Annotated in this window: 22 protein-coding genes, 1 tRNA gene and 2 pseudogenes; 13 read left to right on the top strand and 12 right to left on the bottom strand. The window is 39.1% G+C overall.

Going from position 1 to position 26798, the window contains the following annotated elements; genetic code table 11:
* The first annotated feature begins 110 nt into the window (after nucleotides 1-110).
* On the top strand, nucleotides 111-1211 hold the full coding sequence (gene lptF, locus VEZ01S_RS02220) for an LPS export ABC transporter permease LptF (protein WP_021712380.1): 1101 nt from the start codon (nucleotides 111-113) through the stop codon (nucleotides 1209-1211).
* Nucleotides 1211-2281, top strand: coding sequence for an LPS export ABC transporter permease LptG (gene lptG / locus VEZ01S_RS02215; protein WP_021712379.1), 1071 nt, complete (start codon nucleotides 1211-1213; stop codon nucleotides 2279-2281). Before lptF ends, lptG begins: the two co-directional genes overlap by 1 nt.
* Before the next feature lie 113 nt (nucleotides 2282-2394).
* Here lptG and VEZ01S_RS02210 read toward each other — a convergent pair whose 3' ends face one another.
* Nucleotides 2395-2868 carry an RDD family protein gene (locus tag VEZ01S_RS02210; RefSeq protein ID WP_040889934.1) on the bottom strand — a complete coding sequence of 158 codons (474 nt, stop codon included), beginning with the start codon at nucleotides 2866-2868 and terminating at the stop codon, nucleotides 2395-2397.
* 338 nt (nucleotides 2869-3206) lie between these two features.
* On the opposite strand from VEZ01S_RS02210, the gene VEZ01S_RS02205 reads away from it, so the two are divergent.
* Nucleotides 3207-3291, top strand: a tRNA-Leu gene (locus VEZ01S_RS02205).
* Nucleotides 3292-3633: 342 nt separating this feature from the next.
* Nucleotides 3634-3810 (top strand): annotated as a pseudogene (locus VEZ01S_RS16475) (IS4-like element ISPpr4 family transposase); the annotation flags it as partial.
* A 109-nt stretch (nucleotides 3811-3919) separates the two neighbouring features.
* Here the strand turns inward: VEZ01S_RS16475 and VEZ01S_RS16705 are convergent.
* Nucleotides 3920-4036 (bottom strand): annotated as a pseudogene (locus VEZ01S_RS16705) (ISAs1 family transposase); the annotation flags it as partial.
* Between the two features lie 151 nt (nucleotides 4037-4187).
* Entirely contained in the window at nucleotides 4188-5504 is a 1317-nt protein-coding gene (locus VEZ01S_RS16295; RefSeq protein WP_021712376.1) for a leucine-rich repeat domain-containing protein, read from the bottom strand.
* 1234 nt (nucleotides 5505-6738) lie between these two features.
* Between VEZ01S_RS16295 and VEZ01S_RS02185 the strand changes: the two genes are divergently transcribed.
* The 3 genes from VEZ01S_RS02185 to VEZ01S_RS02175 all read left to right on the top strand — a co-directional run bounded on the left by VEZ01S_RS02185 (nucleotide 6739) and on the right by VEZ01S_RS02175 (nucleotide 9644).
* On the top strand, nucleotides 6739-7026 hold the full coding sequence (locus VEZ01S_RS02185; RefSeq protein ID WP_021712374.1) for a hypothetical protein: 288 nt from the start codon (nucleotides 6739-6741) through the stop codon (nucleotides 7024-7026).
* A gap of 1016 nt (nucleotides 7027-8042) precedes the next feature.
* Nucleotides 8043-8933, top strand: coding sequence for a hypothetical protein (locus tag VEZ01S_RS02180; RefSeq protein ID WP_021712373.1), 891 nt, complete (start codon nucleotides 8043-8045; stop codon nucleotides 8931-8933).
* Nucleotides 8934-9068: 135 nt separating this feature from the next.
* The gene (locus VEZ01S_RS02175; RefSeq protein WP_021712372.1) at nucleotides 9069-9644 is read left to right on the top strand and encodes a recombinase family protein; all 576 of its coding nucleotides are present in this window, start codon (nucleotides 9069-9071) and stop codon (nucleotides 9642-9644) included.
* A 202-nt stretch (nucleotides 9645-9846) separates the two neighbouring features.
* Here VEZ01S_RS02175 and VEZ01S_RS02170 read toward each other — a convergent pair whose 3' ends face one another.
* Nucleotides 9847-10047: a helix-turn-helix domain-containing protein gene (locus tag VEZ01S_RS02170; protein ID WP_021712371.1), complete on the bottom strand. Its 201-nt coding sequence runs from the start codon at nucleotides 10045-10047 to the stop codon at nucleotides 9847-9849.
* Between the two features lie 217 nt (nucleotides 10048-10264).
* Here VEZ01S_RS02170 and VEZ01S_RS02165 point away from each other — a divergent pair, with 217 nt between their 5' ends.
* The 4 genes from VEZ01S_RS02165 (at nucleotide 10265) to VEZ01S_RS02145 (ending at nucleotide 13606) form a co-directional block, all read left to right on the top strand.
* Nucleotides 10265-10552 carry a hypothetical protein gene (locus VEZ01S_RS02165; protein ID WP_021712370.1) on the top strand — a complete coding sequence of 96 codons (288 nt, stop codon included), beginning with the start codon at nucleotides 10265-10267 and terminating at the stop codon, nucleotides 10550-10552.
* Nucleotides 10553-11476: 924 nt separating this feature from the next.
* The gene (locus tag VEZ01S_RS02160; RefSeq protein WP_021712369.1) at nucleotides 11477-11914 is read left to right on the top strand and encodes a hypothetical protein; all 438 of its coding nucleotides are present in this window, start codon (nucleotides 11477-11479) and stop codon (nucleotides 11912-11914) included.
* A 533-nt stretch (nucleotides 11915-12447) separates the two neighbouring features.
* On the top strand, nucleotides 12448-12903 hold the full coding sequence (locus VEZ01S_RS02150; RefSeq protein WP_021712367.1) for a hypothetical protein: 456 nt from the start codon (nucleotides 12448-12450) through the stop codon (nucleotides 12901-12903).
* Nucleotides 12904-13174: 271 nt separating this feature from the next.
* Nucleotides 13175-13606 carry a hypothetical protein gene (locus VEZ01S_RS02145; protein WP_021712366.1) on the top strand — a complete coding sequence of 144 codons (432 nt, stop codon included), beginning with the start codon at nucleotides 13175-13177 and terminating at the stop codon, nucleotides 13604-13606.
* 585 nt (nucleotides 13607-14191) lie between these two features.
* Here VEZ01S_RS02145 and VEZ01S_RS02140 read toward each other — a convergent pair.
* Entirely contained in the window at nucleotides 14192-14866 is a 675-nt protein-coding gene (locus VEZ01S_RS02140) for a hypothetical protein (RefSeq protein WP_021712365.1), read from the bottom strand.
* Between the two features lie 83 nt (nucleotides 14867-14949).
* Nucleotides 14950-16305: a site-specific integrase gene (locus VEZ01S_RS02135; RefSeq protein WP_021712364.1), complete on the bottom strand. Its 1356-nt coding sequence runs from the start codon at nucleotides 16303-16305 to the stop codon at nucleotides 14950-14952.
* 435 nt (nucleotides 16306-16740) lie between these two features.
* Between VEZ01S_RS02135 and VEZ01S_RS16290 the strand changes: the two genes are divergently transcribed.
* Both VEZ01S_RS16290 and VEZ01S_RS02125 read left to right on the top strand, forming a co-directional pair.
* On the top strand, nucleotides 16741-17646 hold the full coding sequence (locus VEZ01S_RS16290) for a sensor domain-containing diguanylate cyclase (protein ID WP_021712363.1): 906 nt from the start codon (nucleotides 16741-16743) through the stop codon (nucleotides 17644-17646).
* 186 nt (nucleotides 17647-17832) lie between these two features.
* Nucleotides 17833-18711 carry a patatin-like phospholipase family protein gene (locus VEZ01S_RS02125; protein ID WP_021712362.1) on the top strand — a complete coding sequence of 293 codons (879 nt, stop codon included), beginning with the start codon at nucleotides 17833-17835 and terminating at the stop codon, nucleotides 18709-18711.
* A 739-nt stretch (nucleotides 18712-19450) separates the two neighbouring features.
* Here VEZ01S_RS02125 and VEZ01S_RS02120 read toward each other — a convergent pair.
* From VEZ01S_RS02120 to VEZ01S_RS02095, 6 genes are all read right to left on the bottom strand, one after another.
* A complete protein-coding gene (locus VEZ01S_RS02120; RefSeq protein WP_021712361.1) occupies nucleotides 19451-20944 on the bottom strand; it encodes a sodium:solute symporter family protein in 1494 nt (497 codons plus the stop codon).
* A 211-nt stretch (nucleotides 20945-21155) separates the two neighbouring features.
* Nucleotides 21156-22121 (bottom strand): LysR family transcriptional regulator, encoded by a 966-nt coding sequence (locus tag VEZ01S_RS02115; protein WP_021712360.1) that lies wholly within the window; start codon nucleotides 22119-22121, stop codon nucleotides 21156-21158.
* Nucleotides 22122-22333: 212 nt separating this feature from the next.
* Complete coding sequence (locus tag VEZ01S_RS02110) at nucleotides 22334-23254, bottom strand: beta-keto acid cleavage family enzyme (protein ID WP_021712359.1); 921 nt, start codon at nucleotides 23252-23254, stop codon at nucleotides 22334-22336.
* Nucleotides 23255-23382: 128 nt separating this feature from the next.
* Complete coding sequence (locus tag VEZ01S_RS02105) at nucleotides 23383-24567, bottom strand: acetyl-CoA C-acetyltransferase (RefSeq protein ID WP_021712358.1); 1185 nt, start codon at nucleotides 24565-24567, stop codon at nucleotides 23383-23385.
* A 231-nt stretch (nucleotides 24568-24798) separates the two neighbouring features.
* Nucleotides 24799-25761, bottom strand: coding sequence for a cyclase family protein (locus tag VEZ01S_RS02100; RefSeq protein WP_021712357.1), 963 nt, complete (start codon nucleotides 25759-25761; stop codon nucleotides 24799-24801).
* Between the two features lie 74 nt (nucleotides 25762-25835).
* On the bottom strand, nucleotides 25836-26795 hold the full coding sequence (locus VEZ01S_RS02095) for a 3-hydroxyacyl-CoA dehydrogenase family protein (RefSeq protein ID WP_021712356.1): 960 nt from the start codon (nucleotides 26793-26795) through the stop codon (nucleotides 25836-25838).
* Between the last annotated feature and the right edge of the window lie 3 nt (nucleotides 26796-26798).

Raw genomic sequence — 26798 nt, 5'->3', positions numbered from 1 at the left:
AATTGATTATCGATTAGTCAGTAAATTTGAAAAATAAAAGGTTCAATCAGAAATTATAGCGATTCCTGTAAAAATACAAGTTTTGCATCCAAGCTTATAGGGACTTTAGCGTGATTATTGTTAGATATTTGATCCGCGAGACAATCAAGAGCCAGCTGGCCATCTTTTTCGTACTGTTTTTAATCTTTCTAAGCCAAAGGTTTATCAGTGTGTTGGCCGATGCCTCAAATGGCGACATTCCCGCCAGACTTATTATGACTGTGGTTGGTCTAAACATGCCCGCAATGGGGCTGTTGATGCTACCGCTGAGTCTATATATAGGTATTTTGCTTACTTTCGGGCGTTTATATGCTGAAAGTGAGATTACAGTAATGAACGCAACGGGTATCGGAAATAAGTTTCTGATTCAGGCCGCGTTATACCTTGCGCTTATTACTTCAGGTATTGCTGCATTTAACTCTCTGTACTTTGCTCCTTGGTCGCAAGACAAAGAAGCACAGATAATGGATAAATTGGCGGCAGAAACCAGCGTAGAGTTACTGCAAAAAGGTCAATTCCAAAGTACGCCTGATGGCAGTGCTGTGGTCTTTATTGATGAGTTGAAAGACAAAAAACTGACCAACGTATTTGTGGCACAGACGGTAGGTGAAGGTTCAATTCGTCCTAGTGTGGCGTTTGCTGATTCTGGTGAGGCAAAAGAGTTATCGGATGGTCGTCAGATTTTAACGCTATTTGATGGTACCCGTTATGAAGGGATACCCACACAATTGGATTACATGAAGACCAATTTTGATGAGTATGATGCGCTTATCGGTCAGCGAGAAGTCAAACCGAAAGGACGGGACTTTGAAGCAATTCCAACCATTCAGTTGTTTAATAACCCCGATCCAAAAGCGAAAGCGGAACTGCATTGGCGAATCAGCTTAATTGTGTGTATTCCATTATTAACCTTGGTGGTCATTCCGTTGTCTGCGGTCAACCCAAGGCAAGGACGTTTTGCGAAAATGGGACCCGCAATCTTGTTCTATCTGGCGTACTTTATGGCGATCAGTGCCGCCAAATCTGCGATTGAGGAGGGGAAAATCTCCGATGTCATAGGGATGTGGCCAATGAATATTAGCTTGCTGATCGTGGGGATTGTATTGAACTCAGTAGACAGTCTGCCAGTGCGACGTTGGAAAGATAAGATTCGCCAGAAGAGGGCCTCTTAGTGTTTAAGATTCTAGATTTATACATAGGCAGAACGATCATCGCGACCACAAGTATATGCTTGGTCACGCTGGTGGGACTGTCTGGCATCATTAAATACGTAGAGCAATTGCGTAAAGTAGGACGAGGCACTTATGACCTGTTGCACGCCCTATATTTTGTGTTGCTTAGTGTGCCTCGTGATATCGAAATGTTTTTCCCTATGGCGGCGCTACTGGGCGCTTTGATTGCTCTGGGCACATTAGCCACCAGTTCTGAGCTGACGGTTATGCAGGCGTCGGGCTATTCTAAAGTTGATATTGGTATGTCTGTGCTAAAAACAGCATTGCCACTGATGTTGATGGTGATGTTGCTCGGTGAGTGGGGGGCTCCACAAGCTCAAAAAATGGCGCGTGATCTTCGTACTGCCTCTATCTCGGGCGGCCATATGGTGTCGACTCGCGCTGGAGTGTGGGCAAAAGATGGCGATGACTTTATCTATATTGGCCGGGTACATGACGGGAAATTACAAGCCGTCAATATCTGGGAATACGATAAACATAAAGAGCTAGTAAGAAGCATGTTCGCCAAAGACGCGCATTATATTGGCGATAAAACTTGGTCGCTCAATCACGTGACCACCACGCTGTATACCAATGAAACGGAAATCAGTAAGGAAAAGCAAGACAGCTTACATTGGCAAACCACGCTAGTGCCAGAACGGTTAGAGATAGTGACCGTGAAGCCTGAAGAACTGTCGCTCTCTGGATTGTACAGTTACGTCACCTACCTTAAAGATTCAGAGCAAGATGCTTCACGCTATGACTTGGCATTTTGGCGTAAGATCACTCAGCCACTCTCAATTGCGGTCATGATGATGTTGGCATTGTCGTTTGTCTTTGGTCCGCTGCGTAGTGTGACCATGGGGGCAAGGATACTTTCTGGGGTGATTGCTGGCTTCTCGTTTTACATTTCATCGGAGTTTTTCGGCCCGCTAAGTGTGGTGTATCAAGTACCACCTATGTGGGGGGCGATAGCGCCAAGTGTTGCCTTTATGCTAGTGGCAATCATCTTGTTGCGGCGTAAGTTGTAATCTAGAGTTTCAGAAAAGGGGAAGGTGCATGGCATCTTCCCCTTTTTCTATTTTTTGTCTCGTCCTGAAATGTGTTTGCACATTGAGGAGTTATGAGGAAAAGTTGATGACGACTACACTTTTGGCAGAACCACGACTTGAGTTTTCGCCCATACATCATGAAAACCGCGCTTCTCGTTATCCAGTGGTACAGACAAGTTACTTAAACCAAATGCCGACGTGGCAATACGAATAAAGGCTTGAGTGACTGTGATTCTTGAACCATCATCGTTTTGCACTCTCAGTTTCCAAGCTCGCATACCAATGGTTTGTCCGGCACGAGTCCAGAAGAAGACAAAAAAGCCAATCCAAACCGAAGCAAGGTAAAGAGTAAACACAATGCTCCAAAATGGATGATTGGTGAGATAATCGCTGGCATCAAGGTAGTGACCATAGTTCATTACGCCCGCAGCAACTAGAGCCTCTAAAACCGCGACGACTAATCCTGCGGCCATCATTTCAATGGCAATAATAATAAACGCATCATAGAGCCAAGCGCTCAGACGTCGCATCAATCCAGCTTTTGGTAAGGTACTTTGTGAATTCATGTGTTCCAATATTCTAATCATTGTATTTTGAGAGCCAGAATAGCCATTTGCCTCTTCTCTGCAAAGCAGTACAGTGTAAAAAAGTGCGCTTCATGTTTAAAAAATACGCGAACGAATCGTTATGAGCATTTTTATCCTTGCGTGGCAGGCTCGGTTACGTATAATGCGAAACGTACCTTATAGGTATGCAGTGCCGGTGTGGTGAAATTGGTATACACGACGGATTCAAAATCCAAGGTGTGTATAGGATAAGTGTAACTAACCCACTGATAATATTATAAAATTATATCCAACATTATGTTGAAAATAGTTTTATAGTGTTTTATAGTTTAAAAAATGCCAGCGTGTTGGAATTGGTAGACAAAGGGGATTCAAAATCCCCCGCCTTCGGGCGTGGCGGTTCAAGTCCGCCCGCTGGTACCATATTCAAAAAAGCCCCTTACGAAAGTAAGGGGCTTTTTGTGTTTAAAGACAATGAGATTAATTTAGATTGAGTGCTTACTAGAGGAACTCTTTGTTTGGGTTTAGAAGGTAATAGACATAAACGTACTAGTGATGCTTATGCTGACACGTCTCTGAACATCATTCATGACCGTCGAGTATTTTATGGTCTAAATATCGAATCAGAGATTCTTTCCCATATTTAGATACAACATCTAGCTATAGGCACCTACACAGATTGGTCGCATTTCGAGCAGTTGATTTGATTCAAGGAACTGAGCTAAGGATCAATGATCAAGAGAGTTAACTATTTTTTCAGTTGTACTGATTATGACTTTTTTCGAGCAACATCAAATTCCGTGTCTCCTAGAATCAAGACTCTCTAAACGTTATCAGACCATTGTTATGGAGCATATGACTGTGAGTTAGACTAATGCCTCTAGAGCTAAATCATTCGAGCACCATACGCAATCTTGGGCTTCGACCCAAGACACATGGCGCTTAAAGTGCTCTGCTTGTTTCAATCTGTATATTTGGCTTTATCATTAATGACTTTTTCACTTCTCCTATCCAGATCCGTTAATCTCTCTTCTGGGTAGGAGAAGTCGTACTTAACCGCAAATAAATAGTCTCCGCCTTGATTAATGATGGTTTTGGCTATTTTAGTCTGACATACCATCACATTGATGCTCACGAGAGCACCACGTAAATCTAGCATCTTTAAAAGCGATGTTTGGCTTATGCACATAATGTACAAACTGTTAAATAAGGCGAGAATTTCTGAAGTTATCCCTAGATCTTAAAAAGCCTCCAATTAGGAGGCTAATTTCAATAAACCACTACAGTATACCCGAATTAAATTTACATCCAGTATTTACCTAATTAGAAAAATTATTACCGCTTACAGATAATGTTTCAAGATAAATTAGCTTATCAATGGCTTTGGGCAAATGAGTAAGTTGATTATCTGTTACATCCAATGTTTCAAGATTAGCCAAGATGCTAATTGATTCAGGCAAATGAGTAAGTTGATTATCTGTTACATCCAATGTTTCAAGATTAGCCAAGCTGCCAATTGATTCAGGTAAATGAGTAAGATTGTTATATCCTATATTCAATGTCTCAAGCTTAACTAGCTGATTCATAGATTCTGGTAACTGATTGATTTTATTGTTACTTAAATCTAGGTCTTTAAGCTTAACCAAGCTGCCAATTGATTCAGGTAAATGAGTAAAATTGTTATATCCTATATTTAATGCCTCAAGCTTAACTAGCTGATTCATGGATTCTGGTAACTGATTGATTTCATTATTACTTAAATCTAGGTCTTTAAGCTTAACCAAGCTGCCAATTGATTCAGGCAAATGAGTAAGATTGTTATATCCTATATTCAATGTTTCAAGATTGGCTAGCTTACCAATAGTTTTAGGTAACGTTGTTAAGTTATTGCCACTTAGATCTAAAAGCGTAAGGTTTTTAAGCTTACTAATTGATTTTGGTAAATAGTTAATTAGTTCACTAGTTTCAGATAAATCAAGATTCAATATGTTTTTTAATTTTGATTCATCTTCAGGTAGTTCAATATCATACTCAAACGCCCAACCATATAAATCTTGAAGACTTGAAAAATCATCAAATATAAATTCACTGAGACGGTCGCTACTATCAAATTTTCTTATTATATTAATAGAGCCATTTTCAAAAAAATCCCTTTCTATTCTTCTAATTGAATAAATGCCAAAAGAGTTTTCTTCATTGGGGTCACATATCCTATAACGAGTCTCAGTCTTGACATTACCATTTGGATAATATTCAACCTCTGTACGCTCTTTTCGATAAATATCTTGATTATCGTATAACTGCCCATCGTAAATTATCTTTTTTTCTAAACTGCCGTCATCTCTATAAGTGATGTCTAAACTTAATTTACTGAGAAAACCAGAGAATTCTTGATAAGAAATTATTACGCCTGATGCATTGTATTTGTAAACTTCATATGCATATCTATCATATATCTTGAGACCTTCATATTTATAAAATGGTACTATTTTATAAATTAAAGAACCTGAATGATCAAACACTTGCTTTTCATTATCTTTTATATGGATGTGCACCTGTCCATTATCGTGGTAATCGATATAATCATCATTACCTTTTCCAAAGTTATATTGAAATTCCGTCAGAAAGTCCTTCATGCATAGCCTCAATTGTTATTTTGCGAAATATAATCAAACCCCTTCATTGAATGTATTTTCAAGATCAAATATAGAAGGATACAAATAATATCGAAACTCATTTAATTACATAAATTTTTTGTTGTAAATATTTTAATTTATTAGTAAGTAAATGTTAAATCGCAAGCCAAGCGAGAGCTATTCCCTAAGATCACGCAAACACTAAAAAGCTTTGCTCAGACTTTTGTTCAAAGGTTTCATTAGTACTTTAAAGTAGTAGGTCATAACGGCGTTGTTAATGATATAGAACAAATTTGGAACTGGATGAAACAACATCATTTAGCGAATCAAGCTTTTGAATATTATAACGTGGTTGTTGATTAAGGTTTGCAGTACTTGAAACAGCTTTCTCAATAACACAAAAAATAGCGAAAGTGTGCACTAAAGCTTGATTAGCTGACCAATTAATTACTTTGAACTGTATAACTTCAAAATTCTGCCCCCCTTTAATTGTTAGTCCTTGATCTGCTGTTCTTGATGTTAGATTATGACAATAATTGTTAGTTTATTGTATACCCCATGTTCATTGCGGATTATTGCTCGGACACGATTTTTTTGGGGGGGATAAGTTGTACTCTCAAGTTCAAGGTTACTGAATAGCTAAAGCCATTGATTACTATGAGTCAAGAACAAGAGAGAGTCTGTGATACTCACAGGACAGAGCAAATCAACATGACGAAAAAGTCGGCCAGTTTGCTTTTTGCTCAACATTTGTGGGGCTTGATACTTATTCGAAGGCGGTTAGCTATGGATCTGGTGATAAAAGTAAAAACAGCGAACAAATTATGTTTACAGATTATTTTAAAGAAAAATATCAATGCCCTAAGTGCAGGCTTGATATTAGCAAAGAAGATAAGTTGAAGTTAATGTACAAAACCTCGATTACATGTCCTTTTTGTAAAAGCAATATAGGTATATGTAAAGGTTTATTTAGACCATTACTGCCATTTGAGCTTAGTTTCGTTATTTTATTTTACTTTACTTCAAATACATCTGAAATAAACACAATTATAGCTTTATTACTATTTGCATTATTAAGTTTCACCTTGGGTACAAAAATTGACACTTTATTATCAAGATTGACTATGGTTAACAATAAATAAAAGGAGAAGGTAAAAAATATCAATATAATAACACGATAAAATATCTACTTTTGAGTAATTTTTTCAATTAATAATATAGTTAAGGGTAATGTATGGGAAGTGAATGGGAAGAGATTTTTGGGGTTGGAAATAGTGGCGCAGATATGGTACATGGCGATTTTCGACATCAAGAACAGAAAAGGCTTGATGCTTATAGGGCGAAAAAAAGATATAGTTCATCGACTGACCAAGAATATATCGATAATGATACGAACAGTAATGAAGGCCATACCTATGATAAGTGGAGGGAACTAGGTTATCAGGTTAGAAGGGGGGAGAAAGCCGCTTACAAATACTATGGTAAATCTATTTTCACTAGAGATCAGGTAGAAGAGGCGTAAAGACTTCAGATGTACTGTGTTAAACTGTACGATTTATAGACATGATCTCACGGGGCATAATAATAAATTTTTGAAGTACCAAGGCAGAAGTGAGTCTGTATTAGGTTAACGCTTTGCCAGTTCCTAAATTGCTTTCACCACATAATCATATAGGTTGAGATCATTAGCCTAGCGGTCTTATTGCACGATCAGCACGATTATTATGATAGATAAATGGTGCCCAGGTAGCGGATAAATTAGGGGCATTAACCTACCGTATACTTGATTACTTTACCTGATTTACTCTGCCTTTAACCTTTTTAGTATCAATGATACTTACGCTGCCCCCCCCCCTTGATATATATCAGTTGGAATATAGTTCTCGTTTAAGAGAAAACAACCATTTAATGCAATAACGTAGAAGCAAAGTGATCTAATTCATGCTTATTAAGGCCAACTGACTAGAGCTAGTGAAGCTCTTAATGGACATCTTACCTAAGGGGGTAACCCCATCATATTTCTAAGTTGCGATAACTTACCTTACATCTACTCTCACGATGTTTGGACTACAGAAAATGGTAGAAAGTTACATAAGTGCCAGAATAAAGTGATGGAGTATAAGGTGACAAAGGAATTTTTATCCCCTCAGTAAAATGTAAGCAAGCGCTAGTGGGTTTGTTTCTTTATTGTAAAGATTCTGGATCGCTTGGTTAATTCATGGTATTTATAACTATTATAACTATTATAACTATTATAACTATTATAAATTTATAACCTTACTATAAGGAAGCATTCTATTTCGGGCTGTGCTGACTAACAAAATGCTTGATTACCGCTAAATATAAAGTGCAACGGAATGCAATTCAGGTGCTTTTCGTTGCAAGTCGACTGCTTTAGAAAGCATTTTATGAAAAATTGGTTGCACTGTATGTTAGTAGTTCATGATTCTGAGTGCTATGATGTTGTGTGAAATATATGCAACTATGTTGACATGAATTTACTCATTCGATATTCTAAAGAAAATCGAGTACAGAAATATGAGTAAAAATAACTTCATAGATAAGCTAATTTCGACTAAAGAAACATTCATTTCAACTAGCAAAACTATTAAATATAGTAAGCAAGAATTAACCTACGATGAACTTAATGAATATGTAGAATATTCTCCCTCCTTACGACCTTGTTTTGTTGAAAATAAAGAAGTCCAAGGTAATAAACAAGTAGTGCCTGCTTTTGGCTACTTCTCAGAAGAAAAAAAGAAGATAATATTAGTTTCGTCTTTCTGTGACTTCCAAAAGTTTAAATCTAACAAATCAGATGATAAGTTCACTATTGTTTCGATATTGAACTCGGGTGACAACTGTTATCAGGCATTTACCTTGATGCATTTAATGAAAGAAACAGATGGTGTGAGTGAATATCAGAAAGCAATGTTTGTTGAGCATTCTGTTAAAAGTGGGAGAGCACAAAAGAAAATAGCAAAAGACTGGGGGGTTCATCCTAGCTATATTTCAAAGTTAATGAGGTTTACAAAAATAAATGAAGTTATTTTTAATAAAATAATTCCTGATATGCTTACTCATGATGATGTGGATCATATTCATGCATTACAGAAATTAGAAATAAAAAACTCAAAAAAATATAATAATATAATTGCAGGTCTAGAAGAGTTAGAAAATTGCAATTTAGAGACTCAGCATGTTAATACTATAAAGTTTATAGTCAAGATGATGTTTGAGTATAAATCCGCCTCCTCAGAAACTTACTTATACCGTAAAGATAATAAATATATCTTACTGAAGAAGAAGGGTAGTTCTAAACTAGAAATTTACTTTTACCATATAGATGGGGAGCTGCTAAACACTTTAATCAATGATATGACGCAAACGGCAAAATCTTATTACGACACAACCCAGAGAGTTGATTAGCAGTCTGGTATCAATAAACACACGTTAAATGATACCAGTTAAAAATCAACATAATTGGTATCAACAAACTAGATTTGCAATTTATGATACCTAAACTATAATGATACTAAGTTTTTTGATACCAATAGGTGATTTATGGGAAGAGTATTTGCGTACTGCCGAGTTTCTACTACTGAGCAAACAACAGAAAACCAAGTATTAGCTATCCAGAATGCTGGATACGATATTTTATCATCGCGTATTATCTCTGAGACTATATCAGGTAGTACTAAAGCTTGTGATAGAGAACAGTTTTCCAATTTGCTCAATCACAAGCTAGAAGCAGGGGATACATTAGTCGTGCTGAAACTTGATCGCTTGGGGCGTGACAATATTGATGTCCAACAAACTATTCAGATGCTAAGCGATTCCTATATTAAAGTTGTTTGTCTTGATCTGCCTGTTGCTGATTTATCTTCATCGGAAGGTAAGCTCATGCTGCAAATGTTTTCTGCTTTTGCTGAATTTGAACGCAACCGAATTCGTGAGCGAACTCAGGAAGGCTTAGCCAGAGCTAAAGCTGAAGGCAAGAAGTTAGGTAGGCCAATAGCTATTGAAACAACTAAACGGGTCCAGGAGTGCAAAATGAATGGGTTATCACAGGGAAAGACTGCTGCTGAACTGGCCTTAGGCATTGCGACAGTGAAGAGGCACTGGAATAAGTGTGCATAGCCTTAAGGCTATTTCTCATTGTGTATATGTTTTGTGTTGAATACATTCACTTTCGCGAATTCATTTAACGTATCGCTAATGAGCCTTGATTAAGTCACACATACGCATAGGCAACAATCAATTCGAAAGTCGAGCAACAAGAACAGTCCTATCGTATGTGTGAACTTTGCTCTTACTTCCCCTTTAATTATTAGATCTACCCCTAGTCTTGAAGTTGGTAGAGTTCTGATATACCGATCTCTAAATATCGACACAAGGCTTCAATAACATCAAGGTCAACCCGAGTGGCCGTTTCGTTATACATGCGGGTGATAGTACCTCTGTTTATCCCTGTGTCTCGTGCAACGTCAGATATCTTCAATCGCTTCTCACCCATGATTCTAGATAGGTTACATTTAAGCAAAATTACTTCCTTTATATCTTTATTATCTACAGAAGAGCAAAAAAACTTGCAAAAGCAATTTTCTATTACTATATTTAATCTATAGGAGGTTATTATTGTTTTTTGAGAGATAAATTGTAGCCTTAATAATACATCTAGATAAGGTTTTGTAAAAGGTGTTGTCCTCGATAAGGTTAACACTATCAAAACCTGATACTTACGGGTAAGAGGGAAGCTTATGGAGTTTAGTAAAGAGAGTATCCATTGTACGAGCACTTGCTTAGATATAATGGACCACGCCAACTTTGAAATCGCATCACTTGAATGGATTCATGCTATGCATGAAGATTTAAGTGATATGGTAATGAGTCGTAGTGATCATGTTGATCCCTATGCTCTATCTTGGTTTATGGTTTCTATTCTAGAGCAAGCCAGAATGACAAACCACAAGCCAACCGAAACAGAATTGCTATGTAAGATAGAAGACAAAATACAATCGCTGTGTACCCCTCGCCTTCCATTCTAGGCTGTATCAAAGATAGATCACGATGGTTTTGCTGATACCATCGTGATTTGTTTATTGTGACGTCCCATAGACAGGGGCTAACTCTGGTAGTTTGCCTAGTGCATCCCTTGAGCCTGCAAAAGCCTCCTGTGCCACGCAGACGAACCACCCACGGATGCTCTATCCAACTCTTTTTGATATCGTTTACAGAATAGTTGTGCTTATTTCTGGATAATTCATGCAATTTTTCTCTCTGAAAGAGTCTGTTTTGTATGTCTCAAGGTAAAACTCATAATAACCACTCATCAATAGCTTCGTTTGTATGGTCAGTCGCTGATCTTCTACGTGGTGATTTTAAGCAATCAGAATACGGACGTATAGCGAACATTGTATTCCGATAGAAGGGAATAGGATGCTTTTTTTGTGAGTAGAACGGAAAGTTACTTTATGGATTTAAGAGCAACAAAATGGAAGCTCCACGCCTAATAGGTAAGTGATAGAAAGCTAAGATAGATACTTTTGTTTGGTTTTTGAGTTTTTAAAAGCGGTTGAGGGAGGGGGGGAACTCAGAATTGCCCCAAAGTTTCCAAATCTTTCCATTGTTTATGGATGAACTTAACGTAGATATTAAGGCGTATGGTGATGGCCTTTACAATTATCATTTACCCAATTAACAAAATCGTAAACTTACCAAGCAACCTTACGCATAATTGATACTCATCACGGTTAATGGATGCTTATACAGTATAATGCGTCCATATTGAGATTGGTAATTTCGCTAAAGCAATTCTAGAGTACCTGAAATATTTACTCGAGATATGTACAACACGGCTATTAGCGCAATGACTCACCACATAAAGCCGAAATACCACAAGTTAGATGGTTTGGACTTGGCAATGATTTAACTATCTTACTGGAATATAAGTGCGATTAGGGGGTAATCAGATGGGTTTCTTTAGCAATATATTTAAAGAGAAAGTATCAACTTTTGAGTTTGGCAAAAAAGCGCATGAGTTGGTTGATTTAGTGCTGGATGCTTATTTTGATGATTCGTTTTGCTTACTACCTGATCCAAATGAAACTGGCAATCATACACTCGTGCAAGGGATGTTAGATCAAGCATTCTTAACTGGCCACATCACTGATATTCAAAACAACAAAACTAACTCACTTAGACATTTGGCGTTTAATGTTGATGAGCGTTTCACTTACTTATTTTCGATGGTTTTGATTACTGAACAGTTCCTGCAGAGAGCTTTGCCAAAAATGGAGCATGATAAAGCTATAAAGCTTATTAAAGCGCGTGAAGAAATCGAAGGGCTTGCTCAACAGGTGCGTGATTTCCGTGATGGTAAAATTGTATTTCTGAGAGATATCAACTGAGAATAATTACAAGTAGCATTAGTGCAACTTGTTCTAACTGTTCAAGTTGCACCCGACCCAAGTGAATTGTGACAAGGAATGCCTTTTGGGAAATTTTAGACGAAAATCTGCAACAAAATAGCTAAAGGAAATCAAAAGTCAAAAATTTTGGTGGCATCGTTTATGATCTTTGCCTGAAATACGCAAGCCCCCAACATTTTTCGAGCAAGTATAGAGTTATTTTGTATCATTTCATAATCGGAGCATTTTTACTATTTGGTCTTGATGCAGTGCTAGACGGACAAGGAACTCCTGAAATTCAAGTTGAGCGGATAACAATAAAAAATAAGTCGGCTATTCTAGATGAATTGGATTTACTGAATATTAATGAAAGAACTGTATTTCCAAATATTGAGAACTCGACCAAATACGTTGCCAGCAAGTACAAATTTAACAAGTAAATCCAGGTGAAGCCTACGGCGCACCTGATTTAGGCGTTATATTTTAGCGAAAATTAGTCATATATCAGTCATCTTAAATAAAAGGAAGCAGACTTGAAACACGTCATAAATGGGTTGGGAATTGTATTATTACTTCTTAGTTTTTCATTGAAAGCTGGTAATGTCTCAGAACACTTTGTAAACAAAGCCATAATTGGCACTCATGACTTTACTCTTCAGTGGTTAGATAATTCCAGAGTGGGTAATCGTGGGAAAATAGAATTTAGCCGTTTAGGTGACGGAATTGTAGCAAAAGGCTATCAAGAAGAACGAGTTGATAATGAATTAAACTTTATGAAGTTCAGTGGCAATGTAGTCGTGATTAGCCAGCGTGAATTACGAATAACAGGGGATTTAGTCACGCGAATTCACCATATTAATGGTGGTGAAGTTCTTTATCGTACAGGCACATTTGTTTTTAAAGCTCATGGGAAACGTCAATATTGGCGGTTACAGAATCATAGAAAGCATGAAGTCATTGACTATGTAGATATTCATTTTATAAAATAGGGTTTATAATCATAGGGTTGCGGGAAATAAAATATAACAAAGTGTTTAAGACAGACCAAAAACGCATGCCGATTTCGCTCTGCAAAGTGTATCGCATTGGTTTTTGGCTACTTAATACGGCGTTACTTTCTCATATCTCAGCTAACCCGTTATATCCTAATTTAGTAATACAACTGACAAAGCTTTGTCCAGAGACGTGTTGGCGCTAGTGGATTTAAGTAAGTAGTATCGATAAATTAATAAGTTATCTTGGGATTGGAACATCAAAGCAATGCGATTTTTTACTAAAAATAGAAGCTCAAAAAAACGTATTATAGAAGAGTGGGTATACGACCTTGTCGCAGATGAACTTGAGATAGGTGAGATCAGAAAAGGCTTATGGACTAAAGCAAAAGCTTTGTCTGAAGGAAATATGGACAAGTGCGAGAGCATATACATTCAGTTGCGAGCGACATCTATTGTTGATGAAGCTAAAGTTGCCCATGAAGTTAAAGTTGCTTATGAAGCAGCTAATCCCACACCGACAACTCAGGTAAACAAGGAGCACCTGCAATTCAATGTTGGGGATTCAGTATTTTATATTGGACATCAAGACCTTGGAATTGGAGTGATACTTGAGAACGAAGGAAAAACGGCATTGGTAAATTTTCCTCATGCCGTTCCAACTAGAGTTCATAAAGACAGCCTACGTTTAAAGAAATAAACCTTCGAAGACAGTGTTTAGCCTTGCAATAGTGAGCTAGAGTTAAATGAATACGATACTAAAGATAATTCGTACTTTTCAAATTTAGGGATTCATATAACCCAGCGTCTCGGTTTCTGCTATCCACATCCCCATGAGTTCTTTCTGACCATCGGTGTTAATGTCTAGTGAGGAGGATCTACTTATTGATAATACGTTTTTCTTGGTAGATATTGGTCACAATACATCGAGATAAACAATGGGGTAAATGGCATCAAGTGGCCTAGTTTACCGCTCGACTATCTCTTTTATCACCGCATTTGTCACTCGCAATACGAGGCTAGGTGATATCTCTGCGCCATACTCATCTATGTCGGCATTGAGAGCACCCTCATTCAGCATTTGGCTGAACTCAGTTAAGTCTTCAGGTATTTTAATTCCTTTAATGGCTTCCTTAGCTAAAGTTTTAAGCTCTTTCTTATTTATACTGCTTATCCTTAGCCTTTAAGGCTTAGTTTAGGCAATTATATAGAATTAAGAACAGTCTCCATTTTTTTACTTCATATTATTATCAGGTAGCATTGTATGATTAATTCAAAATAACCATTATAAATAACGCCTTGTTCGAATAGTTGCTATATATCCATTGTTTTTCTTGTCATTAGTATTAAATAAATATTTAAGTGAAGATAATAGTTTGTTTTCTTCAAACTCATTAAGACTACTAGCATATAGTGAAGATAGATCATAATATTGTAGATCTATCATAATTCCTGCTCCACTATCTGTTTCTGATATACCAGCATATACATTGTTTATTGTATAGTTGTAATAAAAGCTTAGTTTCTTTGGAAAAAAAATATAATCAGATAGTCCTATTTCACTAAGAATGTTGTTTATATTACTGTTACTTAGACTGATTATTAAAAATTCTTGCTCTAAACCTAGTACATCAGAACTATCATCAGCTATAACAATCGACTCTTTATCAATAAATATTGTTCGGTATTTACATTTTTCAATAATGTAATACTGAACACCGCTTTTACCTAGGTTATCATATGAGTAATGCATTACACCTCTAGACAAGCCATTACTACAGTCGTCGTTTTTAAGTGGTAAACCTGATCTTTGAAATCCGTCAATTGAGGTTATTTTTTTTAAAGCGATCGATAAGTCATTATTTTTAGCTTCAGAGTATATTGGATATAATGAATAGAATAAAATAAAAACAAAGCTAATAGTTAGACTGTACTTTTTAGCGATATTTGAAATAGTCATATGTAAATATTCATATTGATATATATAATACTAATTATATATCAATATAAAATTAGTATTATATATGCTTGTCACATTTTCACTCATTTCAAATCAAAAGTATGAACCTTTGTTACTTTACCATTACGAACCACCTCAAATTCGATACTTTCTCTTGGCATTTGTTGCAAAATTCGGTCACTTGCATCATATGCTTGCATATCTGAATAATAATCTTCAATGACTTTTATTGAGGTGCCACACTGTAATGCTACAGTGTGAATGTCTACATTAGCTTTTAATAATTTCGTTATATAATAATGGCGACATGAGTATAAGGTGTAATCGAAGTTTAGTTTACTCATTAGTTGTTTGAAAAATTTACTCCAACCAAGAGTTAGGTTAGGATGACTAGGTCGCCTAAATATAAATTGTTCTTTATCTATAGATTTAAAAAAAACATTATCATATTCATTGCTTAAAGAACTATCTTTATAGAATAAATGTTTCCCATTTATTGTTTGTGTCGATTTTTTATAGCTTTCATTTAAATGTTTGTATACGTTGGGGTTAAATTTCATATGTACTTTTAAAAAGAGACAAAATACACTTCTAGTTATTTGTATTGTTCTTGGTTTTTTGTGGTTTTCTGTTTTTGATTGAGGGAATGTTAGTTTGAAGTTGTTATTATCCCCATTTCTTTCTGTGATTTTGGATATGCATCCATATTTTAGCCCATCAATTTCTGTTCCAGGTCGACAACCAGTAAGCAATAGAAAGTCAAATGCAATAGATAATAAAAAACGATTCTGAGCTACTGTTTCATTCGCACTTTCATCAATAAATAGTGGTAAATTTCGTTTAATATTATCTAAATCTGTTTTACTAAAAGGTTTTCTAGAGTTGTGATCATTAAATTTCCCTTTATGATTAACATCAGGTATATCCCCCTTTTTTATCAACTCTTCATCGTAGGCATATGTAAAAATATCATTAATTATCTTTTTTAGATTACTCAATTTGGTTTTGTTTTTAGCTGTATTAAAGATTTCTTTTATCTGCTTACTTTTAAACTTAGTTATAGGCAGATCTCCATATGAAGGAAGGATATCATTTTTGATACATGCTATATGTGTTTTGGGCTGAGGATTTTTTTTGGAGCTTTGCTGGACGTCTTTATCCAGTTGCTCGATGATTTTTTGACAGATACTAGAAAGCTTGAGCTTTTTTGATGGTGCCTCAAGTTCTTTAGAAGGCGTACCATCCCTCATGTTAAAATAATGCCGATATGCTTGCTGTTCAGCTTCTTGTTCATTACTGGTTCTCAGGCTAAATCTACGCTCTATTGGAGCTCCTTGATAAGTGCCTCGAAGGTATAGATAGTAGTTTTTACTCTGCTTTTGCTTATAGATTGAAAGTCCTTTCTGAAGATGTTTGTAATGATAACCTTCATTGTCCATTTTTGCATAGTCCCTTGCATAGATTGTGTTTTTTAATTATAAGTTACTGTTATTAAAGGTGTCAACAGGTGGGCTATGCATTCAAAATCCGTTGCCTTCGGGCGTGGCGGTTCAAGTCCGCCCACCGGTACCATTATTTAAATGACAAAGCCTCGACGAAAGTCGGGGCTTTGTTGTATCTAGCGCTATCAAATACTTATCTCTGCTTCTTCGTTTTATCTTCTGTACTGCTCTCTAGTGAACATTATCGTTCGGCTCTTTCTTAATGCTGAGCTTTTCCTGATTATCTCGTACACCTTGTTAACTAAGAGGGACTCATTCAGCTTAAGGTCTGAGGCTTTTTTGGTGCGGATCAATATTTAGGTGTGGATTTTGCGCTCAATCAGAGTTACAAATATGAGGTAAAACTGTTAATAAGCATGGACGTATGTAGCAATGGAACAATCGGACGAAATTTCTCGGTTTTTAGACTTCTTAGCGGATGCCATTTTGATTGTGGATCAGCATTCTAATATTGTGTTTGCGAACAAGTCATGTGCGCGATTATTTGGTTATGAAAGAGAAGTATTGTTAACTCTAAAACCAAAAGACTTGATGCTGCAGGATGCAACTAAGCATCACGATGCGAAAGTGAGTCACTTTGTCGTTAACCAATCACAAGCGAGAACGATGATGTCTAGAAGCATCATGCCTTGTAGAAATGCTAATGGTGAAGGTTTTAACGCTAGAATTTCAATCGCAAATATTGTTTTTAATGGCATGAAGTGTGGCATAGCGACTCTACAGGATTATTCAAGGGTTCAAGATTTAATCGATGAACTAAAGGACGAAGCAAATACGGATGCATTAACTGGTCTATTTAATAAACGGCATTTAGATAGTGTATTAACCAATCAGTCATTGAAAATACTTGATTCTGCTTGTTTAGGAGTAGCCTATCTGGACTTAAATGGTTTTAAGTTAATTAACGATACCTTTGGACATGATGTGGGTGACCAGCTTTTGGTTGAGCTATCGACTCGCTTGAAAGGGCAGTTACGTAGTAGCGATATTTGTTTTCGAGTTGGTGGGGATGAGTTCCTTATACTGTTTAGTATTAATGATCCTATGAACTATGAAAAAGAAGCCAAAGGCATTGCGACTAAGTTACATCAATTAATTTCAAAACCCGTTTTGATCGATAAAGTCGATAGCGAGCTTATGGTTGGGGTCAGTATTGGTATCGGTATTTATCCGCAAGATGAGCGTGAATTATCAGTGTTGATTGAGAAAGCGGATAGGGCTATGTACTTGGCTAAAAAGGAAAAACTACCGTACGTGCTTACTTCAACTTTAACCTGATAGGCGTTGGTGAGGGAAGTCACTATTGGTTTTGACTAGGTGTTTAAGGTGCACAATCAATCTCTATAGCGCCTTAGTTCAGTCGTTGTTCAATAGTTTCTACCTATCAAAATGATAATTATTAGTGAATTCTCTTACTCTCGTTAGCCCTTTATCCTAGCCCTAGTTAAATTTAGGGAGTGTATTGTGGATAAGAAGGCATTGGTTGTAGAGGGTGGGGCGATGCGTGGCATTTTTGCTGCGGGTGTACTTGACGCTTATTTAGATTATGAGTATCAGCCTTTTGACTTTACGATTGGTGTATCGGCGGGGGCTTCTAATTTATTGGGTTATTTGGCTCAAGAAAAGCAGCGCAGCTACAAGGTGATCACTGAACTTGCGACCTCTAAAGACTTCTATAGCTTGTCTCGCTTTGCTATTGGGGGCAATTTAACGGATGTTAAATGGCTTAGTGATGCGTCCATGGAACAATACCCAATTGATTTAGAACGTCTTTTTAGTACTGTACCTTTCTATGCTGCAACAACCGATATTGAGACCGGACACGCTAAATATTTTCGTGTCTCTAAAGAGAATATGTCAGGAGTGATGGAAGCGACAACGGCGTTGCCTATTGCTTACAAGCGCACACCTTGTTTTTCGGGAGGCTGTTTTACCGATGGTGCGGTTGCCGATTCAATTCCAGTAAAAGAAGCTTATCGACGCGGTGCTCGTGATATTACGGTTATTCTTTCTCACCCTCTGTCTTACAACATGCCGGAGTCTAGCTCTTACTGGCTGATGAAGCGTTTATTACGTAATACGCCAAAAGTCGCTGAAACATTGGCCACCAGAGCCAAGCAATACAATCAAGCCTTACAATTCATTCGTTTTCCGCCAAGTGATGCGACGATTCGAGTGATTGCGCCTCCTGAGAATTTCCCAGTAAAACGTTTAACTCGTAAGAAAAGGTTGTTGGATATCGGTTATGAAATGGGGGTTGAAGCGGGTAAGCAACACGTACTTAACTTGAGGGGGAATACGCACTTTTCAAGAGAGGAATGTACGGCTTGTTTTGCAGTATGATGCTGGCTTATCAATAGAATCACCAGCAATCAATTTATTAAAAGCGATTCAGCACTATAAAATGCGACTCGCTTCTAAAGGCTATTCTTTGTTTTTACTACCCAAATAGGTCGCGTAACTGTAAGTCGCTCCAGCGAAACACAAAAGAATTGCCATCCAAATGGCGGTATCAAGATCCATATCTTCTTTCTCAGTTGTTACTTTTAAAGCGCTAATGTTACTTGTTTTGTGACTAACTTCAAATATTTTCTCGGTGAGCGTAACAACTGATACCCAAAACAGTCAGTCGTCAGGGAGAGAGATGGAAAAAATTTGAGAACAAAACTTGTTTTTAAAGAAAGAAGGCTTAATAACTGGTTGTTTTATAAGTAAAAAATATAGACGTCTAGGCTTGGTCGTTATTTAGTACGACGGGTATTAGATAGCAACCTTTGAAGTACGGCCGCAAAAAAGCCAGTCATACAGGGTACGACTGGCAAGTAAAATGATCAGTATTTTTATTATTGGTTATTGTTGCTGATTATCGCTCTCACAATGATGAGCGTAGCGCATGGCAAATAAGTAGAACACCACACCAAACACGATAACTCCACCCATCCAAAGTTGTGTAAATCCATCCAGTCCCATTACTCTTCTCCTGTCTCTTCGCTACTCATTAGTCGTGCAATTAGGGAGAATACAATCACAATCCCCATAATTGTTCCAAAGGCTGTTAGGAATAGTTCAGCGGCTAAGTTCATTAAACACGTTCCTCTTCTAAATTAATTTGGGCTTTCTGAGCCTCTTTATTTTGTCGTTGTTCTTTAAATAGTGCAGGTCTTGAGTGTTTCACTACGCTATTACCCACTACAGTTGTAAGTAGAGCGACGATGGCGACGATATGGGCATTCTCAAGCATCGAAAGTCCTAGCGTATGCTTGAGGTCAGTGAATGACCACACTAGGTTAATGACCCATGAAGACATGACTACGGTCTGAGCCACCATCAAGTTACGCTTCCAGAAGAGTCCTGCAATAATGATAAAGAAGAACGGCACTAACCAAGCAAACAACCAAGTGATAGCAAGGATTACGTTAGGCTGTAAGAATAAAGTCATGAATGCTGCTAGTGCGCCAATGACCATGATCACTTTGCGAATCAGCTTCTTCTCTTGAGCGGGGGATAGCCCACCCTTAACATTGGCACCAATAATGTCTTTGGCAAAAATGGTTGCTGGAGCCAATGCCGACATTGCGAAGGTGGATAGCAGGGCACCAAGGAAACCAGCTTGAAGAAGAATCACTAACCACGTAGGCAGTAGTTCAACAATTAAGGTTGCGCCCGCAAGTTTTGGACCGAGCTGTGCAAACTCTGGAATGGTTGCAGCAGCAAGACCGACGAGTACAGGGAATACACCAAATAAGCCGTTTACAGGCGCTGCAATCCATAGTGAGCGCTTGATGACTTTCTCATCTTTCGCTGACATCGCAGCCTGCATGCCTTGTTGGTTTACCGACTGTGCGAAAACAACCGAGAAGATAGCTGCTAAAGAGAAGCCAACTAGAATGTCTGGAGTCGCTAGAATCGACAGCTTGAACTCTTGGTCGTTAGCGACGTAGTGTTGAGTGACGCCTTCCCAACCATTTGGTAGAACAAACGCTAAGTAGATACCTGCGATGATAATAGAGCCGTACATCACTACAGCGTTAATGAGGTTTACCCACATTGTTTGCTTAATACCACCCATGGTGACATAAGCTGTACCAATGACGGCACCTAACACAGCAGACCAACCTAGAGACCAACCAGACATCGCAGAAATGCCTATACCTAGCGTTTGTGTTTCAAGGGTGACCAGACCAAAGACAACCATTGCACCCACACAAGCGGTATAAGTACGAAGTTGTTTGTTATATAGCTGACCAATCAATTCAGGAATGGTCGCGCAGCCAATACGGCGAATCCAACGTCCAGTACCTAAACAAATTACACAGATAAGAATCGTGTGAGCGAAACAAAACCATAGCGCGACTGCACCGAGCACGAAAGACATCTCCATGAGGCCATATACGTGTGCAGATCCAAGGTAAGTGATTGCGAGAGTGACGGAGAACATCGCGATGTTCGCATCACGGCCACCGAGTGCCATATCGGTAACTTCGTTAGTTTGTGATTCTTTCCATTTTAAATACCAACCGATACCGCCTATAACAATTGCATTATATATCAGTACCATGAGTAATATATTGCTCATCTTTGCCTCGAATATTAAGTGTAGGGTCGGTCTAATTAATTAACGGCCGTTATTTTAATTTCGACTTATTATTAAGAACAGAAATAATAATACAGGTATTAATAATATATTTATAAGATGAAGTTCACTCTAAATAATAATTAACATTGCAGGTAAGGAAATAGATTTCCCGTTGGTGGGATATATGCGAATGTATTTATTAATAGTGATATCAATCAAATATTTTTACTTTTTCTCTATGGTTAGATAGCAAATGCTCTTTAAATGCATTGACTGTGCTTGTCATAAAGCGTTGTGGTGGGTAGTAAAGGTTCAGAAACCAATCATCCGTTTGGTAGTCGGTAAGCAGCTCAACTAAGCCTCCACTGCGAATGTGTTTTCTAACCAAAAACTCAGGTAAGTAGGCAACGCCAGCACCGTTTAACGCTCCGGTGGTAATCATTTTTGCATCGGACAATTCAATGGTTTTATTTACGGTAATAATGCGTGCTTCATTGTCTTGTTTAAATACCCAGTTATTTTTGCCACTTAATGATTTTGAATACAAACAGCGCAATTTCGTGAGATCTTCAGGTACGAGGGGTTCTGCATTTAAGCGGATAAATTCGGGTGATGCGACCACTACAAATCGTTCTGAGAGCAAGTTGCGACGTACTAAATTAAGATCGCCTTCTTTAGAAAGAGCCGAGCCAGCAATGGCTGAAATAATAAAGTCATTGTCTTTGTGCTGCTCTAATCCCCTAGGTGAGATGGTCATTTGAATATTCACCTTTGGGTTATCTCTGACAAACTCAGACACCAAGGGAAGAATGACATTTTCAGCGTAGACTGGGCTGCTGCAAATACGAACGGTACCGCGTTTTTCCCGGGTAAATTGTGTCAGTTCATTTTTCAGAATATGAATTTTTGAGTTGATGCACTTAAAGTGCTGGTACAGGTGTTCACCTGCTTCTGTAATGCGATTCGCTTTATCGTTACGGCGATAAAGTGTCACACTCAGTTCAGCTTCAAGATCCGCTAACCAGCGAGAGCCTGTCGAGGTTGATATATCCATTATCTCGGAGGCTTTGGTCATCGAGCCGGCTTCAACTAAAACGGTAAAGAACATCATTTGAGCCACAAGCTGAGGATCAACAGGCTCATGGCAAGCAGGAAGTATATTTGGAGTATTATTCATAGTAACTGTAGGGGTATTTTTTATTAAAGTTACATGGATAAAATGTGGATGACAAAAATATAAATAAGTAGTGTGATCAAGCTGGAGTTTATATTAGTTAAAATTGGCAATTATTTATTTGCGTCACAATTTTAATATATAAAAAGGGAGCCCATAAAGGGCTCCAAACTAGGTAGGTAAATGAGCAGTTTTATTATTTTTGGTAATGATTGTTATTCGTATGACTTCCAGGTCGGGAAGTTAGCTTTGTTGAGCTTCAGAATTTGACGAGTTTCATCTGGCGTTGCAATTTCTAGGTCGTTAAGTGCAAGCATTTGTTTCGTACGCTCTACAAACTCAACGTTAGATTTTGCCAACTGACCACGACGGAACAATACGTTATCTTCCATGCCTACACGTAAGTGACCACCAAGAGCGATAACCGCGTTGATCATTGGTAGGTGGTTACGACCGATACCCAGCGCACCCCAAGTAAAGTTTTGACCCCAGAAACGACGTACTTCATCTAGCATTTGTAGAAGAATGTGTACTTCAGCTGGAGAACCCCCTGCTGCACCTAGTACAAACTGGAAGTGAGGCGCGGTGAATGGGTTTGGAATTTCTTCTGTGCCTTCTTCGCGCTTCGCATTCGCTTTGTTGATTTGGTCGCGGTAGAACTTAACGTTGTGAATCATACCAATATCGAAGATTTCGATTTCTGGTGTCACGTTGTGCTTAGGCATTTCAACCAGTAGCTTGCTGAGGAAGCGAGGGCTATTTTCAAAAATGACAGAGTGCATCCAGTTCATTGTACCCGCATCGCAGGTTGCGATTTCTGGACGAAGCTCTTGGAATGGAAGCATACGGATTTCGTCAGTCGCGCTAAGGTCGCCTGATGTGGTTAAGTTAAGTACGATGTCACACTCAGCTTCACGAACATACCCGACCACTTCACGGAATTTCGCGATGTCCATTGATGAGTTAGTTTCGTCATCACGAACGTGGATGTGCGCAATTGAAGCACCAGCAGCATGACAAGCAATAATTTCGTCAGCTTGCTCGCGTGGCGTTAATGGAACGAATTCAGATTGCTCTTTTTTAGGGAAAGCGCCAGTACATGCAACAGTTAGGATACGTTTATTTGCTAGAGACATAATAGAACCTCTTATATTTTTATAATGTATTGGGGGAGACCCCAGTATTTGTTTTATGTGCCCTGCAAAACTATTTGAGCAGGGCAGCGTTAATTATTTTGCTATCACGACATTAATGGATGAGCCATTTATGCGTTTTCATTTTCCACGACCAACGCCACACCCTGACCGCCGCCGATACATAAAGTCGCAAGACCGTAACGTTGATTACGCTTAGTCAGTTCGTGCACCAGTGTGACCAAAATACGTGCACCGCTTGCGCCAATAGGGTGACCAATTGCAATTGCACCACCATTAACGTTGGTAATGGCCGGGTCTAGATCTAAGCCTTTCACTACAGAAAGTGCTTGTGATGCAAAAGCTTCGTTTGCTTCAACTAGGTCTAAATCGCGAACTGAAAGACCAGCTTTTTTCAGTGCTTTCTCAGAAGCTGGTACGGGTGCGTAACCCATGACTTCTGGATCAACACCGGCTGCGCCTTGTGAACGGATAGTGACCATTGGCGTAAGGCCAAGAGCACGAGCTTTGTCTTTGCTCATCAATACAATGGCAGCGGCGCCGTCATTTAAACCAGAAGCGTTTGCCGCTGTGACTGTGCCGTCTTTTTTGAAGGCAGGACGAGGCTTACTGATACTTGCCATCGTAGAGCCAAAGCGAGGGAATTCATCGGCATCAACAACGGTGTCACCGCGACGACTAGAGATGGTGTGTGGTGCAATTTCGTCTTTAAATTTGCCCGCAGTAATTGCCGCTTCTGCGCGGTTTTGTGATTGAACGGCGTAAGCATCTTGCTCTTCACGAGAGATCTCGTATTTGCTGGCTAGGTTTTCTGCGGTGATGCCCATGTGGAAGCCACCAAATGCATCCACTAAGCCATCATTTAACATGATATCGGTGAGTTGAGAGTGTCCCATTTTCACGCCAGTGCGGTGTGAACCAAGAATGTGGGCAGCATTTGACATAGATTCAGAGCCACCAGCGACAACGATTTCAGATTCACCCGTTTGAATTTGTAACACCGCATCCATGACTGCTTTTAAACCTGAGCCACACACCATAGAAACGACGTTTGCCGTAGCTTCATCTGGAATGCCACTAAATTTTGCCACTTGGCGTGCTGGGTTTTGACCTAGGCCTGCTGATAATACATTGCCAAAAATTAGGTTATCGACTTGCTCTGGTTTTAGGTTTGCTTCAGCTAGGGCCGCTTTCACCGCAGTCACACCCAGATCGATAGGAGAGATGTTTGTGAAAGCACCTAAGTAGGCACCGATTGCTGTACGTTTTGCGCTTACAATTACGACGTCTTTCATGTGAATCCTTTTGTTTCCCACAGTGATCATTGCCACCGATGTTTATTATTTTTTATGAGTAGGCGTTAAGCCGATCAAGGATATAAAAATGCCATTCGTATCGATTTATCTGTAGGGATAAAACCGATATCAATGGAAACTATTACGCTTAATAATTTGCTTAAATAAGCCGGAGTGTTTGCTCCGGCTTGGAGCTGATTATTTTATTGGTTCAAGTGTATGAACCCGTGATTAGTGGTCACCGTATGGGTATAGACGGTCAGGACAATCAACCACTTTGTCTGCGTCGATAACAGCCATTAGGCGAGTCATAGAACCATCACCACAGTAAAGGTTCAGTGGAGCACCAACGATATCGAAGCGACGGCCTTTGACTTTCTCAACTTGGCCACCCACGTTTTCCCAACCTACTTTACCGTTACCCAGTAGCAGCTTGTGACAAGGTTCCCATGTACCGTTGCTTAGGCCTTTTTCTTCAACCATGCCGTACAGTTCTTTGTAGGCTGCTTCGCCGTGAATTTCTTTGTACATGTCACGATCAAAGTGCGCGTATTCTGCTTCACCAAACTTCTCGATGAATTCTTTTTTCAGTGGGTAACCAGAGTAACCTTCAAGGTTCATTGATAGACGTCCCGCTGATTTTTCACCGATAGAAGTGTGTAGAGGGTGGTCCAGTGCTTGTTGGTCTACGCCTAGTGCTTTGATGTCATGCTTCATACACCAGTGACCCACAGAAGCGCCAACGCCTGTTGCATAGTGGTAGTACTGCTTGCTGTCATCCCAAAGTTTGCACATGCCCGTGTAGATAATGACGATCATGTCTTTTAGGTCAGCAAACTCTAAACCATCGATAGCTTCTACCGCAGCGTCCATGTCTTCTGCTTTGATCAGAGACCATTGCGGAAGGTGTGAAAGATCCAGACAAACGGCTTTGCCACAGTAAGATTCCAACTCCATTTCGTGGGTGTAACGAGCACGGCGGCCGTCAAACTCAGTTTCAATGACGTGGCGAGGAGAATCCGCGTGTGTACCACAGTGCATTGGCATCTTGAAAAACTGAGTTAGAACGCCTGATTTTGCTAGACCGTGTGCACGTGTAATCTCAGGTTGTGGGAAGTAAGGCCACTGTGGAGACTGAGAGCCAATAGGGTGTGACAGGTCGATGAGTACTTTGCCTTCAAAAATAGATGTCATGGTCTTTACCTTTCAATTTTTTTAATTGGGCTTGTGCTCTACACAAGCCTGAATATTATTTTTAGTGCCGAGTTTTACGCTTCTTCTAGCTGCTTACGGCGGTATTTTGTTTGATCAATCAGGTATTTAAATAGATTGGTCTTTGACTCTGCCGCTTGCTCTTGAGTCCATTTCTGGAAGCCTTCGCCTGTGGCAAAACCACTCTTTCCTTCTTCAACCAGCTCTTTTAGTTTGCTGCTTGGCTCTGTACCTGAGTACAAGTGCTCAAACATGTAGTTGTGAATGTTCAAGCTAAGCTCGGTTGAAACCATGTCGGCGTTTTCAAACGGTGCAAGTTGAGGAACGCGGAAACCAAATGAGTTTTTAATGCAGTCATCAATGGTTTTCGGGTCAGCAATGCCTTCGTCTAGCATGTAGAACGCTTCGCGCCATAGAGCATGTTGTAGGCGGTTTGCTAAGAAACCAGGAACGTCTTTCATGCATTTTGCTGGCGCTTTGCCACAGTCTTCTAGCAAGTCGAATGACGCTTGGAAAACGTCTTCATTGGTGTCTTCTGTGCGAATCACTTCGACCAGAGGAATCAGTACCGCAGGGTTCCAGAAGTGCATGCCAATCACGCGCTCTTTCTTCTCAACCACTTCTGCAATCTCAGTGATAGATTTCACTGAAGTGCCAGAAGCGAAGATGCAGTCTGGACGTGCGTACTGTTCCATCTCTTTGAACGTAGCGTGTTTGATGTCCATTACTTCAGGTACAGATTCAAAAATTAGATCCGCATTTTCGTACGCTTCAATCGCGTCAGCTGTAATGTTGATACGGTCTAAAATGTCTGATTTTCTGTGCTCTTCCAGTAGCCCTTCTTGGATGAACATATCAAGCTGGCTGCTCATATCTTCAACGGCGCTACACTTAGACACGTTACGCGTTTTAATGGTGACGTTACGACCACCCGAGGCGAAGATTTGCGCGATACCTACGCCCATCATGCCCGAGCCACCTACGATGGTGATGTTCTTAATATCTTGGTGCTTCATAGT

Source organism: Vibrio ezurae NBRC 102218, assembly GCF_000467185.1.
Classification (GTDB): Bacteria; Pseudomonadota; Gammaproteobacteria; order Enterobacterales; family Vibrionaceae; genus Vibrio; species Vibrio ezurae.
The sequence above is the reverse complement of the archived record's forward strand: the minus strand, read 5'-3'. Positions and strand labels throughout refer to the sequence as shown.

What these genes read in the sequence shown, in the direction of transcription:
- VEZ01S_RS02210 (WP_040889934.1), bottom strand. Translation starts at nt 2,868, where the DNA reads ATGAATTCACAAAGTACCTTACCAAAAGCTGGATTGATGCGACGTCTG.
- VEZ01S_RS16295 (WP_021712376.1), bottom strand. Translation starts at nt 5,504, where the DNA reads ATGAAGGACTTTCTGACGGAATTTCAATATAACTTTGGAAAAGGTAAT.
- VEZ01S_RS02185 (WP_021712374.1), top strand. Translation starts at nt 6,739, where the DNA reads ATGGGAAGTGAATGGGAAGAGATTTTTGGGGTTGGAAATAGTGGCGCA.
- VEZ01S_RS02180 (WP_021712373.1), top strand. Translation starts at nt 8,043, where the DNA reads ATGAGTAAAAATAACTTCATAGATAAGCTAATTTCGACTAAAGAAACA.
- VEZ01S_RS02175 (WP_021712372.1), top strand. Translation starts at nt 9,069, where the DNA reads ATGGGAAGAGTATTTGCGTACTGCCGAGTTTCTACTACTGAGCAAACA.
- VEZ01S_RS02165 (WP_021712370.1), top strand. Translation starts at nt 10,265, where the DNA reads ATGGAGTTTAGTAAAGAGAGTATCCATTGTACGAGCACTTGCTTAGAT.
- VEZ01S_RS02160 (WP_021712369.1), top strand. Translation starts at nt 11,477, where the DNA reads ATGGGTTTCTTTAGCAATATATTTAAAGAGAAAGTATCAACTTTTGAG.
- VEZ01S_RS02145 (WP_021712366.1), top strand. Translation starts at nt 13,175, where the DNA reads ATGCGATTTTTTACTAAAAATAGAAGCTCAAAAAAACGTATTATAGAA.
- VEZ01S_RS02140 (WP_021712365.1), bottom strand. Translation starts at nt 14,866, where the DNA reads ATGACTATTTCAAATATCGCTAAAAAGTACAGTCTAACTATTAGCTTT.
- VEZ01S_RS02135 (WP_021712364.1), bottom strand. Translation starts at nt 16,305, where the DNA reads ATGGACAATGAAGGTTATCATTACAAACATCTTCAGAAAGGACTTTCA.
- VEZ01S_RS16290 (WP_021712363.1), top strand. Translation starts at nt 16,741, where the DNA reads ATGGAACAATCGGACGAAATTTCTCGGTTTTTAGACTTCTTAGCGGAT.
- VEZ01S_RS02120 (WP_021712361.1), bottom strand. Translation starts at nt 20,944, where the DNA reads ATGAGCAATATATTACTCATGGTACTGATATATAATGCAATTGTTATA.
- VEZ01S_RS02115 (WP_021712360.1), bottom strand. Translation starts at nt 22,121, where the DNA reads ATGAATAATACTCCAAATATACTTCCTGCTTGCCATGAGCCTGTTGAT.
- VEZ01S_RS02110 (WP_021712359.1), bottom strand. Translation starts at nt 23,254, where the DNA reads ATGTCTCTAGCAAATAAACGTATCCTAACTGTTGCATGTACTGGCGCT.
- VEZ01S_RS02105 (WP_021712358.1), bottom strand. Translation starts at nt 24,567, where the DNA reads ATGAAAGACGTCGTAATTGTAAGCGCAAAACGTACAGCAATCGGTGCC.
- VEZ01S_RS02100 (WP_021712357.1), bottom strand. Translation starts at nt 25,761, where the DNA reads ATGACATCTATTTTTGAAGGCAAAGTACTCATCGACCTGTCACACCCT.
- VEZ01S_RS02095 (WP_021712356.1), bottom strand. Translation starts at nt 26,795, where the DNA reads ATGAAGCACCAAGATATTAAGAACATCACCATCGTAGGTGGCTCGGGC.